The following is a 17,003-nucleotide window of genomic DNA, read 5'->3' as shown; positions in this document are numbered from 1 at the left end:
TTATATTTCCCGATTCAATAATTATCTAAATTTACAAGGAAAGATTTTTCAGAACTCTAAAGTAACGGATTATATTTACAAGGCAGATCGCGTGAAGTAAGAAAGTTAATTATTTGGATTGCTTCTAGTATGTCCTCCAGTTTTTACTATTTCTCAACCATTACTAATTAAATAATATAAAAATGGATGAAGTTTTGAAAATATTTAATAATCTTAAAGATTATATAGATCAACATAGTATTGTGGAAAAATCTAATATTGAAATATTACATAGCTCTATGCTTGGAGATTCTGGATTGAATTTTGAATATGAATCTAAGAAATTAGGTGTTTCTATTTTGGTTTGGAGCTCTGGTGTAATTGATATCTCTTCAATTTTTATTAATGAAAAAGATTTTTTGAAAAGTCAGGAAATATTAAATTACATATATAATCCTCCTAATTGGCGAAACTTGAATAATAACTTTCCTCAAGACTCAATTGAAATATTAAATAATAAGATAAAGATTATTAAAGAATCTTTAGAGGAAAATTGTATATTATGGCGATAAGCAGAGAATAAGGTTTAACATTTAATGGAATTGTAAAAAACAAAAACCACCCTTAAAAAAGGATGGTTTGTAGTCAAAATCGAACAAATGTCGAACCAAATAGTTGAAGACCTGATAGCTCTATCAAAGCTTCTAACTGATTTGCCATTATATTCGGTAGTATTTTGAGATTTTTAAACATGTAAATTTTATAATTATTTATTTTTATCCTAAGATCTTTATCATAGTGTCAGGACTAGTTATAAATTTCCGTTCGGGAAATAAATAATTGAATTTATCATATTTTAATTAATTTCTTCTGTTCGAACCTCGATATCAATTTCTTCAAAATCATCAGGACTTTCCTGAATTGGTTCTTGAAGTCTTATTCCATCAAGATAATAAGTTGTTCCCAAATAGATTTCATCGCCAAAAACAACTCCATCTATTTTTCTTTTAAAGCATTTCCCAGGATCCGCTTTAATTATATTGTCTGTCTGTGTCATATTTTATTATTATGTTATCGGATAAATTTTTGCGGCAAAATAGCTCCAGTTGGTTGCCGCTTTATAAGCAGAAACGCTTGCTGCGGGTACATGAATTTCTACTGTATCTATTATTATCCCATCAGCAACAAAGTTAGTTCCCACCAAAATAGGAGGTGTCGTTGCCAATACTTTAATTATTACTCTTGTAACGCCAAATTGGCCTGCAGCTGGGTACATAGGCATGCAGTAGTTTTCTAGGTAGTTAATTGAAGCCGGAAGAATAATAGTAACTTCATTCTCTCCCCTAAGAGGCCTTAAAGTCAAACCATACGAATCCATTCTTTCTAAGCTCGTACACCCGGATAAATCAACAAGATTGGAAACAAGCTCTTCAACAGTATAATTATTTACATTATTAGTAAGCATATTCTTGAAAATTCTCGTGATATAAGGAAGGTTATATTTCCCCGCTCTCGGATACATGAACTGAAATGAATTTGTTGTATAAATCTTAACATTCTTAAATAAATTGATATCGAAGTATTTTCCATAAAATGGAATTTCGCCAAGTTCCTCTAGCTTATCAAAATTTCCGACTACAACAGCATTATACTTAAAGTAAAATGCATTAGAACCTATCTTCTTTATATTGGGAGGAAAAATAATGCTTTCCAATTCATTTTCATATGAATTGAATGCTCTATCTCCAATTGTCTCCACATTCGTGAAAAATCTAAACTCATCAAAACTGTAAGAGAGCTTTCTCGAGGTATTAACAGATGTGTTGAAAGTGTCAGCAGGAATATCGATAACAGCTCTTGCTTCCGCAAAACTGAGTTCTCCATCACCGTTGGTATTAAAGACATCTAATAATGTAGCTTTCCTGGTCGCACTCGAAATTTGAATGAAAGTGGCAACATTTGAAAATGTAAATTTAAAGTCTGGCCAATTAGCTTCCATGAAATCTTTATCTTCTTGATATATGGTAGTAAAGTTCCAAGTTCCTTCAACTATAGAATGAGGCGTTGTGTTACCTGAATCATCAATCCCCTTAGCATTGATAATTGGGAAAAACATCTCACTCGAAGCACTACTTCCATTTAGATTATTAACTCTCACTCTGCTCAAATTTTTAAGATTTGAAACAATGTCATTAACATTAATTAAAGGGCAATCTTTGATAACAAGTGTTTTAATTGAACTTGCTGTAAAAGTTAAGTTAGAATAGGTAATAAATTTTTGATTATCTAATATTAAAGTACTTGCTGTACTTGGCAAAATTAAGGAAGTAAGCAAACCACCTTTTGGCAATAAGACCGACGATATTCCTGTTCCTGCAGCAGAAACTCTTTTAATACTTGTACAAGCAGTAAGATCTATTGACTGTTTTAGATTTGGACAATTCGTTACATCCAACTCCTCCAGAATTGTATTATTACCAATAAACAAGTTTCTCAAATTTTGATTTGAATAACCGTAAATTTGACTTCCTATTCGCAATTTTGACAAATTCGTTGCTTTTGAAACATCTAAAGTACCAAGATACTTTCCTGACAAATCTCCAAGATCTTTAATAGCAGATGCACCATAGATAATAGTTTCTGTGTCGTTAAAAGTAATAGCCGGAGCTTGAACTAAAGATGCAACATTTTTTCTAAGCCTCGCACGGTTGATATAGGAACCAAACTTAATTTTCGTATATCCGTCTTTCAGAGCCGTTAATAAAAAATTAGCATTTGGAGGAACTACAGGCGTTCCAGAAGGTGTATAAAGTCTCATCGTAATATAATCAGAAGAGAAAGTAGAGGTGTCATACTTTCCATCCATATATCTGAATCTATTTAATAACCAATAATTCCTGTGCGATTTCCTTGAACCTTGTGCGGTGTATAAGTAACTTCCATTCCCGGCTATCACCAAAGGATCTATATATTTATATTTTGCATCTTCATTAAAAATACTTTCCGCCCATTTGTCAGATTCTAATGTGTTAAAATAAGTGTTGCACTTATCATAAGTCAAAATTCCTGAAGCTCTCATTTGCTGATACAAAGCCGTAATTTCAGTATCAAAAGCAACTTCAACCAATTTCCAAAGCTCTGAAAGTGCCCCATTCCAGACAAAACCACTTCCTACTTGGTCGTGAGCTTCCACCCAGTAATCATACACATTGTGGCCTTCGTTATTAAGACCTAAAACCGTATCATTATCATAAAAAATAAGATACCAACGGTTGTTTCCTTGCGCATCCGGATACATTGCAAACATCTGATTTTTAGCGCGCTGATCGACCATTGCAAAAAATTCAGTGAATACATAATAAAACAGTAAAAACTGAATATTGAAATGATCTGGAGCCTCGGCTTTGAATTTTGCAGGATTATTTTTACAACTCACAATCCATGTATGCAAAGCTTCAAGATTCGAAGTATCTTCATTATCTTCCGGATATCTTCCCTCAAAATCATTTTTCCATAAATGCTTACCATTTCCATCTACACTTTGAAAATCTGTCGCAATAAATAATGTATTATCTGATGTATTGTTTAAAAATTCCCAGCATTCCTGACCACCTGTAAAACCTGTCGTTGCTTCATTCGACTTATCATTGTTAAAATTATATTTCCCTAAGAAAATACGCTCCGAGTCTGGTGTCGCTCTGTGAAATATAAGCATTGGAAACCCGTCCATCGTAGTACGGATGTTAGGATCAATTAATTGCGGTGGAACTAAATAACCCAATTGATTTAAAGAATCTTGTGCAAGCCTCGCCAGACCAATGTTGTGAGAACCTGAAGATTCCATGAAGTCAGCTTTAAAAGTAAATGTCTTTTCCGCTAATGAATTATTACGAAGCTTGTACTTGGAAGAAACTAATTCTCCATTTTTAAAACCTCCATTAAATTTGATTTTAAAGTTTTTTCGGGGATAATATTGTGATGATGTACCCTGAACATCAACACTCGCATTTACATAAGAAAATGATTTTGTAGGATCTTGAGCATTTTCATATTCTCCAACAATTGTTTTTTTATCGCCTTTGTAAGTTGGCAAATCTCCAACAATGGTTAAACATGGAATTGATTGTAAACATTTATCGTAGGACAAATTTCCGAATGCATCGTACAATTTATTTCTCTCGTAAATGTTGACTTTTTCAACCAGGTTATCCATGTCAGCAATAAAATTCGACAACATTTGATCGGCGTTTAGATTATTATTATAAACCCGAATATTATATAGATTAATATTACAATCACTGCTTCCAATGGTAATGTTTTGAGGAGCTTGTTGTAAAAAGCTGTCTAATGAATTATACTGATATAATGAAGATATAATTCCATTGATATACACAAATACCAATCTTTGATCTGCAACCTTTGTAACGACTACACTTACACGGATCCTTTCCTCTTCTTTAAAAAATATGGACGTACTGTCCTGCTCAGAACTGAACGAAAACGAATTTGAGGTAGCAACAAATCCAACATTTCCATTTTTACAAGAAAAAATAGTACTGTCACTGTTTTTTATATCTGAAGTTGAAAATTCAAATTCTAATGTTTTACCACCTGTTTTAAAATCGTTATCAAATATTTTAAAAGGAATCTCAACTCTTGCATTTCCGCTCACTTTAAGTGCCACAGAACCCTTTGAATCTTGAATCCACCCATTGGTGCTGAAATCGAAATCAGTAAGAGTACATGACAGGTTTTTGTATTTCCACTCGTTTTTGTTAATCTCTGAATTGCTTCTGTTTCGACTGCTTAAAAATAATTCCAAGCCTAACGTTTCGGCTTCAACTTGAATATCGAAAGCAGTTACAACTATTGAAGTATTTTTCGTGACATTACCACATTTAAAAGTTACAGTGTGCGCACCTGAGTCTGTAAATGTATAGGTGAACTTCTGCAAACTTCTATTTACAAGTAATTCAGAAACCTTCACTCCATCGACCAAAATCTCAACATCGCTATAATTTGATGATGGTGAATACACCAGATATTCAATCGAAGCTGGAGCATATTGGTTAGCAACAACATTATTTGCTGAAGAAACCAGAGGCGTTAAATTACCGGCAACTACACTGATAATATCTGTAAATAAGTGATTGCTTTCAATGATCTCTCCGGACAAATCAGTGGTCATATACACCTCTAAAATATGAACTCCGTGCGACTGTGCAGGAATTTCATAAAGAAGCTCTTTGTTATTTATGGAAGTAACTACTGGCGGAAGATCTGATCCATTTAATTTGAAATGAATCGTTTTCTCGACATTCCCGGTTGGAATATACCGAAAAATGATTGGTCCCGAATTAATAGTGGTCTTGTCGTATGTAGTACTTAAAGCAAGTGCTATTGTTTGAATATCATATTTTAATTTCCTGTTATTTCCATAACTATCGGTGATACTAAGTGTTATTGTATTATCTCCCGCCAAAATATATGGCGTGATATCTATATCATTGGCTCCCTGCTTAATGTTTTTATTAAATAGGATCGTGTTTCCTTTTAAAATACTTGCAGTTCCTCCGCCAGTCTCACTACCATCAACGCTGTCGATGGATGACCACGAGAAAACTATTCTAATTTCGCTTCCAAATGATTTTACGAACGATGCAGGTATTTCAGATTTTGCGCGGAAAACAATTCCATTGCCTCCTCCGGTTCCACCACCAGTTCCGTATTCACTTTCTGACTTTTCTCCTAAAGCTGAATATGCAATCTGTTTAATGATTTTTCCATCTTCATTTTTAATGAAGAACATGACGGGATAAATGAAGTTATCTGCAACTTCTTTATCTGATCTTTCATAATTTGTAAAATAAATTCTTCCTGTATATCTCATTTTAATCTTCTTGTGTTAAATCAATAAATCCATCTGTTCCACCTCCAGGCATATTAACCTCCAGAACAGACCAAACAAAACCGTCAAAGGAAATTATTCCGAAATTTTCAATCGTAACTCCTGAAGCATTTTCGTAAACTCCACTCCCTGCCCAAAACCATTTTGCTGATCCCGGCTTAACAATAATATTATCAGTAGGCCTTAAAATTCCTCCAAAGGAAGAATTTGCTCCTGAACCTTTAAGCAATTCTATCTGCTCCCTGTTTTCTTTGATGTAGTCTACGATTTTCTGAAGCTTATCAAGGTTATCATCATTCGAGGTTAGTATTTCGTTGATTTTTGCAGTCAGCTCAAGCATTTCATTATCTTTTGCCTGAAGTATATTTACAATTTCCTTGATTTGCTCCTTTGTATAGACATTTCCGGTCTCTTCACCATCGTCTATAGTGGCTGATAGTTTGATCTTTAATTTTTCTTTCCATTCTTCCACATTTCTAGTAGTAAGATTGGATGCATTAAGTTTTGCGAGCACTAAATCGTGTGCGCTTTCATCTTGCAGATGATTTGTAAAAGTTGTGCTGGATACCGTTTTTTGAAAAGTTTCATTTAAACCCATTATCTCATCCATCTTGATATTTTCATCTAAATGACGGAATGAAGAAAAGGTCTGCTGAAACTGCTGTTCTGTGGGTATATCACCCTTTTCAAACCAGCTGAATATTGTTTTTAATGGTACTTTCATTATTATTGGAAATTAGTTTTTATAAAATTGATGATTTGAGGGAAAGTGTATTCCTGATAGACTTATTGTAGTTAAATAGAATTCTATTTCTTTTGAGCAATTATTGATTTCCTCCCTCTTTTATCGTACTGTCAATTAGTGAATTATTAATAGGGTTGCAACTTAGAAAACTTATATTTTAGCAATGTTTTTTGTAATTTTATTTTAAATTAACTACATTTTTCTATACTGTTTTCTTGGTGTATTTTTTGCCTCCAATGATTATTTACATTCATTAGAGTGCAAATTTCATTGTTTTTTGGTCCTTATAAAAGTTTTTTGACCTCGCTATCCTGTAGTTGCAGTAACAAGTATTTTTAACCGAAATAAGACGGTGTGAATTAATAATCAATTCATCAAAATAATATTGTATACGAGTACCATAAATGGGATCAGTCTCAAAAGTTATGGATGTAGTGTTAAGTTTTTAAATTGGGAATATGTATATTCCTGACGAGCTAGTAAAAACTCTTACTTCCGGATTTTTAGTAGAGTACTTTGATATCATAAAAGCAGAAGGAGTTGATGGAGTGCTTTATATCGATTTTGAGGACAAGAATATCATTCTCCAAGAATTCACCCATCGTCCGTATCATTCTAATGGTTTTTACTCTTCGGTTCTTGTTGAAGATTTTCCTTTGGGGGGAAAACGGGTTCTGCTTTATATCAAAAGGAGGAGATGGATTGATAAAACCACTGGAGAATCTATCTTAAGAAAAATAATAATGAATCATTATAGAGAGATCTTAGTCTTTTTTGACAAAAGAAGCACTAATGCTTCTGCTGAAACTTTAATGCTAAAATCAAAAACTTCAGAATGCAGTATAGAGAGGTAAAGGATAGAACATTTTTCCTCTTTAGATTAACCAAACTTTTTGCTTAGCTCATAACTTTTGTGCTTGATTCCCTTTTATGACTAATTCAGTATCTACTTTTTTATTTTTCAAAAGGGAACAAAAAACAAAAACCATCCTTAAAAAAGGATGGTTTGTAGACCCACAGGGATTCGAACCCCAGATGACTGAACCAAAATCAGTAGTGTTACCGCTACACCATGGGTCTGTTTCTATGCCGCGAAATTATAGAAATTATTTTAAATATGAAAATCGAAATTAAAGATTAATTAACATAATAGGTGAGTGGATCGCTTTATGTATTGATATCCAAATAATTATTTTTCAATAAAAATTTAAAAAAAATCTGCTTCTCTTGGAAAATAGGAGAATTATAGATACTATCTGTTTAATTTTAATGAGAGTGATTATTATGAATTCTCCCATGGATAATAACATCCAGCCTCCTTCTCCCAGCCTTCATCTGTTAAATAATAAAACCCTATCTTTGCAAAAAATTGGGCTCCAAAAGTTGGAGTAACCCATTAATAACATATCCTTGAGCAAAGTAAAAGGATTATTAAACATTTTTTATGTCAAATATTGTCGCAATCGTTGGACGTCCCAACGTAGGAAAATCTACGCTTTTTAATCGTTTATTAGAAAGAAGAGAAGCAATTGTAGATTCTACAGCTGGTGTTACCAGAGACCGTCACTACGGAAAATCAGACTGGAACGGAGTAGACTTTACGGTAATTGATACCGGAGGTTATGATGTAGGTACAGATGATATCTTCGAAGAGGAAATCCGTAAACAGGTACAATTAGCGGTTGATGAAGCCACTTCTATTATCTTTATGATGAATGTAGAAGAAGGACTTACTGACACAGACTACGAAATCTACAGACTTCTTAGAAGATCCAACAAACCAATTTATATCGTTATCAATAAAGTAGATTCTGCAAAGGAAGAACTTCCAGCAACAGAATTCTATCAGTTAGGAATTGATAAATATTACACGCTTTCTTCTGCTACAGGTTCAGGAACAGGAGACTTGTTAGATGATATCGTTAAAGATTTCCCTACTACAGAATATAAAGATCCATTTGAAGGATTACCTAAAATCACGATTGCAGGTCGTCCAAACGTAGGAAAGTCTACGATGACAAACGCTTTATTGGATGTTGAAAGAAATATCGTAACCGATATTGCAGGAACTACCAGAGACAGTATCCAGACTTTATATAACAAATTCGGACACGAGTTTGTATTGGTAGATACCGCAGGGATGAGAAGAAAATCTAAGGTAAACGAAGATCTTGAATTTTACTCCGTAATGAGATCTATCCGTTCTATTGAGTATTCTGACGTCGTGATCATCATGGTGGATGCTACACAGGGATGGGAATCTCAGGATATGAATATCTTCGGATTGGCTCAGAAAAACAGAAAAGGAATTGTAATCCTTGTGAATAAGTGGGATTTGATTGAGGATAAGGAGACCAATACGATGCGTGATTTCGAAAAATCAATCAAAGATAAAATTGGTCAGTTCCAGGATATTCCAATCCTATTCGTTTCAGCTTTAACGAAGCAAAGAATCTTAAAAGCTGTAGAAGTAGCCATGGAGGTTTATGAAGACCGTAAGAAGAAAATTAAAACTTCAAAACTGAATGAAGTAATGCTTCCGATCTTCGAACAGACACCACCACCGGCATTGAAAGGGAAATACATTAAAATCAAATATTGTGTACAGCTTCCTACGCCTTCGCCACAGTTTGTATTCTTCTGTAACCTTCCACAATATGTGAAAGAACCATATAAGAGATTTACTGAAAACCAGTTGAGAAAACAATTCGGGTTTACCGGAGTTCCGATTGAAGTTTATTTCAGACAAAAATAATAAGAACAATTGTTCATCAAAAAAACTCCGGCAAGCAAAGCTTGCCGGAGTTTTTTATATCTTCAGAGCAGACTTTCTCCTTAAGCCCAATCTTTCAATTCGTTTTTTAGTTGTAATTTTGCAGCAATTAATATCAATTAACTGAAATTAAAAATAAAATTTTCATGCTTACTATTTTATCGCAACACTTTTCTCTGGTCAACGAATGGATTAACGAACTTAGAAACGTTACTATCCAGCATGACCGAATGAGATTCAGAAGGAATATGGAAAGAATCGGGGAGATTGCCGCTTTTGAAATCAGTAAAGGACTGGAGTACAGAGAAGTTGAAATTCAAACTCCTTTAGATACAATAAAAAGCAGAGAAATTGCTGTGCAGCCGGTTATTACAACCATTTTAAGAGCCGGAGTCCCTTTGTTTGAAGGAATTCTGAACTATTTAGACCGAGCGGACTGCGGTTTTGTAGCAGCTTACAGAAAACACGATGCCAACGATTATTTCTCAATTAAACAGGATTATCTTACCTGCCCAAGCATTGAAGGAAGACCTTTGATCGTAGCAGACCCCATGTTGGCAACAGGTGCTTCTTTAATTGAAGCGATCAAAGATTTGCTAACCAATGGAAATCCAACCCAGCTTCATATCGTAGCAGCCATTGCTTCAAAACAAGGTGTTGAAACGATTCAGAATGCTTATCCTGAAGCTCACATCTGGGTAGGAGCTATCGATGAACATTTAACTTCAAAAGGATATATCACTCCTGGATTGGGTGATGCCGGAGATTTGAGCTACGGAGAAAAACTTCAGAGATAATTTAAGAAAGATTCCAGAAATCTTTTATTAAGTTCAATAATAAATCAGGTCGTACTTTATCCATAGGATGCTTTGTATCCGGGAGTACGGCCAATTTTGCGTTTGGAAGGCTTCTGTAAACTCTCATACTCTCTTCAATAGTGACCATATTATCTTTATCTCCCACCATAATTTGAGTTGGAGTAGTAATTGTGGCAAAATTATTTTCCAGAGGAGGATTTTTACCTAAATCAATCATTAAATCAGCAATAGCCGGAAGAAGTTGTTTCCATTTTGTTCCGTGCTGTGATTCTAAAAGTTGGGCATACTGCGGAATTTTTTCAAGAATAACATCCGGATTAAGCATCTTACTTTCTTTTAAAGCCTGCTCCTCAGTCCAGTCGAACTTTGTTCCCAATGTTATAATAGAATTTACACGGTCAGGATTTCTCATTGCATAACAAAGCGCAACATAACCACCCATACTATGCCCGAAAATTGATACTTCTGTCAAATTGTTCACCTTACAATATTCAGATAATTCCTGAGTATATTTTTCAATAGTAATACCGTCTGCAGGAAGTTCCTGATCTCCATGTCCTGAAAATAAAGGGGTATGTACCGTGAAATATTGAGATAAAGAATTCAGATAAGGTTTAAAAATGTCGCTGTGACCTAAAGCTCCGTGCAGTAAAAGCAGATTTGGCATAGTTGTTTTAGTTTCCGGAAAATTAGGAAAAAGAATTGAATGATGAAAATGGATTAAGTAGGAGTGTGGGAGAGTTTGAGGATTTTAGCGTTTGAGAAATGACCCCGCACCTCATATCCAGTATCTCACCATCCCGAAACTCGCACCCCATATCAAATATCCACAGCCATCACCAATACACTCACTCTATTGTCACCGGCATTCAAAATCTCCCATGCAACCGATGAAACAGTATTTCCTGTAGTAAAAACATCATCGATCAGGAGGATGTGCTTCCCGGTAATAGGTTGGGTGATGGAGAACATATTCGTAGACTCCAATCTATGTTTCTTGTCTTTTAAAGCCTGAGCTTTTGAATAGTAATTTCGTTTAATTAATTGATGATCGAAAGGAATGTTATAAAATGAAGATAAAGTTTCTGTGAATACATGAAGTTGATTATATCCGCGCTCTTTGAGTTTCCTTGGATGAAGAGGGACATTTATTAGTAAATCAGGTTTTTTATTATTGAAATTAAGGCGTTCTGTAGTCCAGTTGGCAAGAATCTTTCCTGTTTTTTCCCTGCTTCTGTATTTCAGTTCGTGGATAATCTGCCGGCTTAAACTTTCCTCTTCAAACTGAATTAAAGAAAACGCATTTTCAACCGGAAAAAATAAACTGCATTTTTCCTTGACCGGATTATTCTCAAAATAATCATAGTGTGTAAAATGAATCTGATGAAAACAAAGGTCACAGACCAAAAGTTCAGAATCTATGATTCTGTTGCAATGAATGCAACGGTTGGGAAACAATAAGTCTAATATCATAGTGTGTTTTTACTAAGATATAAAATAATCGTCAATTTTTGCGCTGCAAAGTCAATCGTGAATTGTTATTAATGCTAACGTTCACAAAGATTTGTCAGTTTATCTCATATATCATTCACAAGGAAATTTCATTGAGCAGAGGAAGGATTTTTTCGTTGCTGAGTGAAACGCCCTGGCGAATGATTTTAAAGCCATGAATTAAAGCTTTGTGAGCATTGCGAGATAATGTGTAGGTTTTGGCTGAAGCCAATTGACTCACATGTTTTATTCAAACGGACTAAAGTCCGTTCCTATTGAATTAATCAGATCAATTATTTATATAATATATGGATTGATACTGTTAGATTTTCCCACAGATTCTACAGATTCTACAGATTCCACAGATTTGCACAGATGTTTGTGCACATTTTTTTGCTGAGTGAAACACCATAGCGATCGGAAAAGTTATAAATAGTATAGAAAAACTTTGTGAACTCTGCGTTTAGAAAAATAAGTTATCCGTAAATTTCAGCAGCAAACCGATTATTCACAAACCCGAATCTCGCATCCCGAACCTCGCATAAAAATTCACAAGCGAAGCGTATTGACAATTCACCATTCACTTTTAAATATCTTCAAACGTCTTCCTAATCTTCTCTACAGCATTTTTCATACTCAGATTAAAATGTTCCTTTTCCAGTCTCACGGGTGGTGCCTGTCTTACTTCACAATCTGGAATACTACAGGATTCGCAGGTAACTCCTACATTGATGGTTTTTAAAGAAGGAGATTTGATAAACCCTATTTTTTTTATCGTTTGAGAATTCAGTAAAATCCCCAGACAATAACTTCTGTTACTTCCATCCGAAAAAGGATTTTTTTGTGAAGTAGAAATCACAAGATAGCTTATTCCCTGATCTTTATAATGAGAAATCTGAGCATCCGTTAGAGTTTCATTCTCTTTTAAATCACCAAGATTTTTCACCGCAATCCATCTTCTGCAATAATGTTCATTGGTAGCATTGGCGTGAGGAGCCTGTTGATGGTTCAGATGCAGCTCTTTTAAAATCTGAATTTTATCCGAATTTTTCTTTTTTACCAGACATAAATAAAAAAGATCTTTGATTCCCATCTCTGCTGAAAGAATGTTCGTAAGGCGATAATAGAAGGTTTCCGGAGATCGGGTGAAGCTATTAATCAGACTTTCAAAATTTTTAGGTTCCCATTTATTTTGCTGGAAAAATTCTGAAGTCTTTTCAATAACAGGTTTTTTTGAAATGAGCAAAGCTCCTGCGAAATAAGACGCGTAAAAGTTATTCAGTATTTCTTCAAAACTTCCGAAATCCAGCCATGAATACGTGTTGGGGCGATTTTTTAATTCCAAAACATTGAAGCCGATTTCTTTAGCGAGGATGAACGTTTTCTGATCCTTTTCCAGTTTTTGATTCAGAAGTAAAAGTTTTTTCTCCGGAATAAAAAGAGAACGGAGATTATCCAGCGTTCCATATTTCTCAAAATCTTCAGACTGAATGGTATAGCTGAATTTTTCTTCAAGAATTTTCTCCAGAACATCAGACTTTAAGTTTTTTCCTATCTGTAATTGATTTTCTTCAGTAAACAGCTCTACTTTTCCCTCAATTTCCGGAAAATAATTATCATACAATTCCTGGAATGACCTCAATACGGCAAAATAAAATCTTTCCTTTCCAAGGTTATAATTCTGTGAAATTTCAATCAGTGCATTGATGAAAGCAGTCACTTTTTTGGGCGCATCACTTATGATGCTGATAAGGTTGTTCTTATTGATGCCAAACAACTCCAAAGGAACTTCTTTGAAGAAATCAGACTGAAGAATTTCGTTGAAAGGAGCCAGACTTTTATCCAGCTTGGTAGAAACCAGATCATCGAAAGTACAACTTAGTGCTTCAGAAAGCTGAATGATTTTATCGTGCTTGGGATATTTTTTTCCGTTCTCAATTTCGTTGAGGTAAGATTTTGATAATCCTGTTTTTACAGCAAGGTCTTGCAGAGACCAGTTTTTCTTTTGTCTCTGCTGTTTCAGTTTTAGCCCGAAAACTGTTTTGATAAAGTCGCTTTCTGAATTCATTACTCAAATATAAATAATTAGATGCGATTATTCGCATAATAAATTTTAAATAAATTTAGCGAACGTTCGCTGTTTGTGAAAATTTTTATTTATGTTTGTAACATCAAATCACAAAATCAATAAGTTATGGAAACCAAGACTCAGTTAGAAATAAAGTCACAGAAGCAGTTTGAGGAAATATTTACTCCTGATTTGGCAGATTTTCTGATTTCGCTTCATCAGAACTTTAATCATAAAAGACTTGAACTTTTAGAAGAAAGAAAAAATACACAGCATAATTTTGACAGAGGAAATCTTCCTGAGTTCTTAAAAGAAACAGCTGAGATCCGAAACGGCCATTGGGTATGTGCTCCGCTTCCTGAAGATATGTTGGACAGGAGAGTAGAAATTACCGGACCTGTTGACCGCAAGATGATTATCAATGCCCTTAATTCCGGAGCCTCTACGTTTATGGCGGATTTTGAAGACAGCAGTTCGCCGGTTTGGGAAAACTGTATCCAGGGACAGATTAATCTTTCTGATGCTATTAACCGAACCATTGATTTTGTTAATGAAAAAGGGAAAGCCTATACCCTTAATGAAAAAACGGCAGTATTGCAGGTTCGTCCACGTGGTCTTCATCTTCCGGAGAAACATATTGAAATCAATGGAGAGAAAGCTTCAGGTTCACTGACGGATTTTGGAATCTATTTTTTCAGAAATGCAAAACAGCTTTTGGAAAACGGAAGTGGCCCTTATTTTTACCTTCCGAAATTGGAACATTATAAAGAAGCCCGATGGTGGAATGAAGTTTTTGTTTTTGCCCAAAACTATCTTGGAATTCCGGAGGGAACCATTAAGGCTACAGTTTTAATAGAAACCATTACCGCATCATTTCAGATTGATGAAATTTTATTTGAATTAAAAGAACACAGTGCAGGATTGAATTGTGGAAGATGGGATTATATTTTCTCTTACATTAAAAAATTCAGAAATCTTCCTGAGTTTATTGTTCCGGACAGAGATCAGGTGACCATGACCTCTCCTTTTATGAGTGCCTATTCAAAAAGAGTGATTGAAACATGTCATAAAAGAAATGTACATGCGATCGGTGGAATGGCAGCCCAAATTCCTGTAAAAGATGATGACGAAGCCAATAGAAAGGCTTTTGAAAAAGTAAAAAATGATAAAGAAAGGGAAGTGAAAAATGGTCACGACGGAACCTGGGTTGCACATCCGGCATTGGTAACGGTCGCAAAAGAAATTTTTGACCTGTATATGCCTTCTGAAAATCAGATCGATAAAAAATTTGAATATCATATAACAGAAAGCCAGCTGCTGGAAATCCCCAAAGGAGATATTACCGAAAAAGGAGTCCGGAAAAATATCAATGTAGGAATTCTTTATCTGGAAAGCTGGCTGATGGGAACTGGCGCTGCCGCTATTTATAATCTGATGGAAGATGCAGCTACTGCGGAGATTTCAAGAACACAAATCTGGCAATGGCTGAAGAACGAAGCTGTATTGAGTGACGACAGAACATTAACCCGAAGTATGGTATTGCAGTGGGAAAAAGAAGAAATGGATCATATTGAAAAGTATGTAGGAGAAACCCGTTTCCAAAATGGGAAATTCAACCTGGCCAAAGAACTTTTCAATGAACTGATTTTCTCTGAAAACTTTGAAGAATTTCTAACCCTTAAAGCATACCCTTTTATCTAGTTTGAGAGTGTGAGTGTTCGAAAGTTTGAGAATCATACTTTCACCCCGAACTCCGAACCCCGAACCCCGAATCCCGTATCTCGAATTCCGTATCTCGAAACCCAAAATCTAATCAAACAAAATCCAAATATTATGAAAACAAGACAAGAACAACTCCAGGCTCTAGAGCAAGATTGGCTGACAAATCCACGTTGGAACGGTGTAAAAAGACCTTATACAGCAGCAGAAGTTCTGAAACTTCGCGGTTCTTATACCATAGATTACACCATTGCTACAGAAATGTCCAAAAAATTCTGGGATAAATTAAATACTCAGGATTATGTGGCAGGACTTGGTGCATTAACGGGTAATCAGGCAGTGCAGGAAGTGGATGCCGGACTGGAAGCAATATATCTTTCAGGATGGCAGGTGGCTGCAGATGCCAATCTATCAGGGGAAATGTATCCTGATCAGTCATTGTATCCAGCCAATTCAGTGCCTTCTGTGGTAAAGAAAATTAATAATGCCTTATTGAGGGCAGATCAGGTGCAATCTGTAAGCGGAACAGGAAATAAAGAATATCTTGTGCCTATCATTGCAGATGCTGAAGCTGGTTTTGGAGGTAACTTGAATGCTTTTGAACTGATGAAACAGATGATCGAAGCGGGAGCTGCTGGTGTACATTTTGAAGATCAGCTTTCTTCTGCCAAGAAATGTGGACACTTGGGTGGAAAAGTATTAGTACCTACGCAGGAAGCAATCAATAAACTGATTGCAGCACGTCTGGCAGCTGATGTACTTGGAGTTCCTAGTCTTATTATTGCCAGAACGGATGCCGATGCAGCAGATTTACTGACTTCTGATATTGATGACAGAGATAAAAAATTCGTTACAGGAGAAAGAACTTCTGAAGGATTTTATGTAGTAAAAAATGGGGTAGAACAAGGTATCGACAGAGGTTTGTCTTATGCTCCTTATGCAGACTTGATCTGGATGGAGACTTCTAATCCTGATCTGGAGCAGGCAAGAAGATTTGCAGAAGGAATTCATGCGAAATTCCCTGGGAAAATGCTTGCTTATAACTGTTCACCTTCATTCAACTGGGCTGCAAGACTGAGTGTAGAAGAAATGTCTACTTTCCGTGAAGAGCTGGCTAAAATGGGATATAAATTCCAGTTTATTACGCTGGCAGGATTCCACGCTCTGAATACGGCAATGTTTGAACTGGCATTAGCGTATAAAGAAAGAGGAATGGCAGGATATTCAGAACTTCAGGAACGTGAGTTTGCATTACAGCAAAAAGGATTCAGAGCAGTGAAGCATCAGTCATTTGTAGGAACAGGATATTTTGATGAAGTACAGAATATTGTTACCAACGGCTCTTCTGCTACCGTGGCAATGAAAGATTCTACAGAAACCGCACAATTCCATTAGTCATTTTTCCATATTTTATTGATGTTAAACCTTCTCTGTGATGAGGAGGTTTTTCTGTATTTAAGGCAATTGATCGCTATTTTTAATTTCATTCGGTAAGTGAAATA

Annotated in this window: 12 protein-coding genes and 1 tRNA gene; 6 read left to right on the top strand and 7 right to left on the bottom strand. The window is 35.2% G+C overall.

Translation table 11 applies throughout. The features are described 5' to 3' along the window. Positions 1–182: 182 nt before the first annotated feature. Positions 183–551 (top strand): hypothetical protein, encoded by a 369-nt coding sequence (locus ACKTTZ_RS03415; protein WP_407847344.1) that lies wholly within the window; start codon positions 183–185, stop codon positions 549–551. Between the two features lie 284 nt (positions 552–835). Here the strand turns inward: ACKTTZ_RS03415 and ACKTTZ_RS03410 are convergent, their stop codons facing one another. The 3 genes from ACKTTZ_RS03410 to ACKTTZ_RS03400 are packed head-to-tail and all read right to left on the bottom strand — an operon-like array spanning position 836 to position 6,611. Continuing rightward, positions 836–1,036 (bottom strand): hypothetical protein, encoded by a 201-nt coding sequence (locus ACKTTZ_RS03410; protein WP_034696783.1) that lies wholly within the window; start codon positions 1,034–1,036, stop codon positions 836–838. Between the two features lie 9 nt (positions 1,037–1,045). Next, positions 1,046–5,869, bottom strand: coding sequence for a CotH kinase family protein (locus ACKTTZ_RS03405; protein WP_407847342.1), 4,824 nt, complete (start codon positions 5,867–5,869; stop codon positions 1,046–1,048). 1 nt (position 5,870) lies between these two features. After that, positions 5,871–6,611: a hypothetical protein gene (locus ACKTTZ_RS03400; RefSeq protein ID WP_407847340.1), complete on the bottom strand. Its 741-nt coding sequence runs from the start codon at positions 6,609–6,611 to the stop codon at positions 5,871–5,873. 479 nt (positions 6,612–7,090) lie between these two features. Between ACKTTZ_RS03400 and ACKTTZ_RS03395 the strand changes: the two genes are divergently transcribed. After that, on the top strand, positions 7,091–7,486 hold the full coding sequence (locus tag ACKTTZ_RS03395; RefSeq protein WP_407847338.1) for a transposase: 396 nt from the start codon (positions 7,091–7,093) through the stop codon (positions 7,484–7,486). Positions 7,487–7,641: 155 nt separating this feature from the next. Here the strand turns inward: ACKTTZ_RS03395 and ACKTTZ_RS03390 are convergent. Beyond that, positions 7,642–7,712 (bottom strand) — tRNA-Gln (locus tag ACKTTZ_RS03390). Between the two features lie 364 nt (positions 7,713–8,076). Here ACKTTZ_RS03390 and der point away from each other — a divergent pair. Both der and upp read left to right on the top strand, forming a co-directional pair. Continuing rightward, the gene (gene der / locus ACKTTZ_RS03385) at positions 8,077–9,387 is read left to right on the top strand and encodes a ribosome biogenesis GTPase Der (protein ID WP_034696809.1); all 1,311 of its coding nucleotides are present in this window, start codon (positions 8,077–8,079) and stop codon (positions 9,385–9,387) included. A gap of 164 nt (positions 9,388–9,551) precedes the next feature. Continuing rightward, positions 9,552–10,202 carry a uracil phosphoribosyltransferase gene (gene upp, locus ACKTTZ_RS03380; RefSeq protein WP_034696811.1) on the top strand — a complete coding sequence of 217 codons (651 nt, stop codon included), beginning with the start codon at positions 9,552–9,554 and terminating at the stop codon, positions 10,200–10,202. A 1-nt stretch (position 10,203) separates the two neighbouring features. On the opposite strand, the gene ACKTTZ_RS03375 is transcribed toward upp, so the two are convergent. From ACKTTZ_RS03375 to ACKTTZ_RS03365, 3 genes are all read right to left on the bottom strand, one after another. Beyond that, positions 10,204–10,890 carry an alpha/beta fold hydrolase gene (locus ACKTTZ_RS03375; protein ID WP_407847335.1) on the bottom strand — a complete coding sequence of 229 codons (687 nt, stop codon included), beginning with the start codon at positions 10,888–10,890 and terminating at the stop codon, positions 10,204–10,206. A 152-nt stretch (positions 10,891–11,042) separates the two neighbouring features. Then, entirely contained in the window at positions 11,043–11,696 is a 654-nt protein-coding gene (locus ACKTTZ_RS03370) for a ComF family protein (RefSeq protein WP_034696813.1), read from the bottom strand. Positions 11,697–12,300: 604 nt separating this feature from the next. After that, the gene (locus tag ACKTTZ_RS03365) at positions 12,301–13,782 is read right to left on the bottom strand and encodes a helix-turn-helix domain-containing protein (protein WP_407847333.1); all 1,482 of its coding nucleotides are present in this window, start codon (positions 13,780–13,782) and stop codon (positions 12,301–12,303) included. Between the two features lie 126 nt (positions 13,783–13,908). On the opposite strand from ACKTTZ_RS03365, the gene aceB reads away from it, so the two are divergent. Further along, positions 13,909–15,483 carry a malate synthase A gene (aceB, locus tag ACKTTZ_RS03360; protein WP_407847331.1) on the top strand — a complete coding sequence of 525 codons (1,575 nt, stop codon included), beginning with the start codon at positions 13,909–13,911 and terminating at the stop codon, positions 15,481–15,483. Positions 15,484–15,615: 132 nt separating this feature from the next. Then, positions 15,616–16,896, top strand: coding sequence for an isocitrate lyase (gene aceA / locus ACKTTZ_RS03355; RefSeq protein WP_407847329.1), 1,281 nt, complete (start codon positions 15,616–15,618; stop codon positions 16,894–16,896). Positions 16,897–17,003: the final 107 nt, after the last annotated feature.

This window comes from Chryseobacterium sp. KCF3-3 (genome assembly GCF_045865955.1).
Classification (GTDB): Bacteria; Bacteroidota; Bacteroidia; order Flavobacteriales; family Weeksellaceae; genus Chryseobacterium.
This window is presented reverse-complemented; position numbering and strand designations above follow the sequence as displayed.

Coding starts and splice junctions, on each gene's coding strand:
- der (WP_034696809.1), top strand. CDS start 8,077: ATGTCAAATATTGTCGCAATCGTTGGACGTCCCAACGTAGGAAAATCT.
- ACKTTZ_RS03400 (WP_407847340.1), bottom strand. CDS start 6,611: ATGAAAGTACCATTAAAAACAATATTCAGCTGGTTTGAAAAGGGTGAT.
- aceB (WP_407847331.1), top strand. CDS start 13,909: ATGGAAACCAAGACTCAGTTAGAAATAAAGTCACAGAAGCAGTTTGAG.
- ACKTTZ_RS03375 (WP_407847335.1), bottom strand. CDS start 10,890: ATGCCAAATCTGCTTTTACTGCACGGAGCTTTAGGTCACAGCGACATT.
- ACKTTZ_RS03405 (WP_407847342.1), bottom strand. CDS start 5,869: ATGAGATATACAGGAAGAATTTATTTTACAAATTATGAAAGATCAGAT.
- ACKTTZ_RS03395 (WP_407847338.1), top strand. CDS start 7,091: ATGTATATTCCTGACGAGCTAGTAAAAACTCTTACTTCCGGATTTTTA.
- ACKTTZ_RS03410 (WP_034696783.1), bottom strand. CDS start 1,036: ATGACACAGACAGACAATATAATTAAAGCGGATCCTGGGAAATGCTTT.
- ACKTTZ_RS03415 (WP_407847344.1), top strand. CDS start 183: ATGGATGAAGTTTTGAAAATATTTAATAATCTTAAAGATTATATAGAT.
- aceA (WP_407847329.1), top strand. CDS start 15,616: ATGAAAACAAGACAAGAACAACTCCAGGCTCTAGAGCAAGATTGGCTG.
- ACKTTZ_RS03370 (WP_034696813.1), bottom strand. CDS start 11,696: ATGATATTAGACTTATTGTTTCCCAACCGTTGCATTCATTGCAACAGA.
- ACKTTZ_RS03365 (WP_407847333.1), bottom strand. CDS start 13,782: ATGAATTCAGAAAGCGACTTTATCAAAACAGTTTTCGGGCTAAAACTG.
- upp (WP_034696811.1), top strand. CDS start 9,552: ATGCTTACTATTTTATCGCAACACTTTTCTCTGGTCAACGAATGGATT.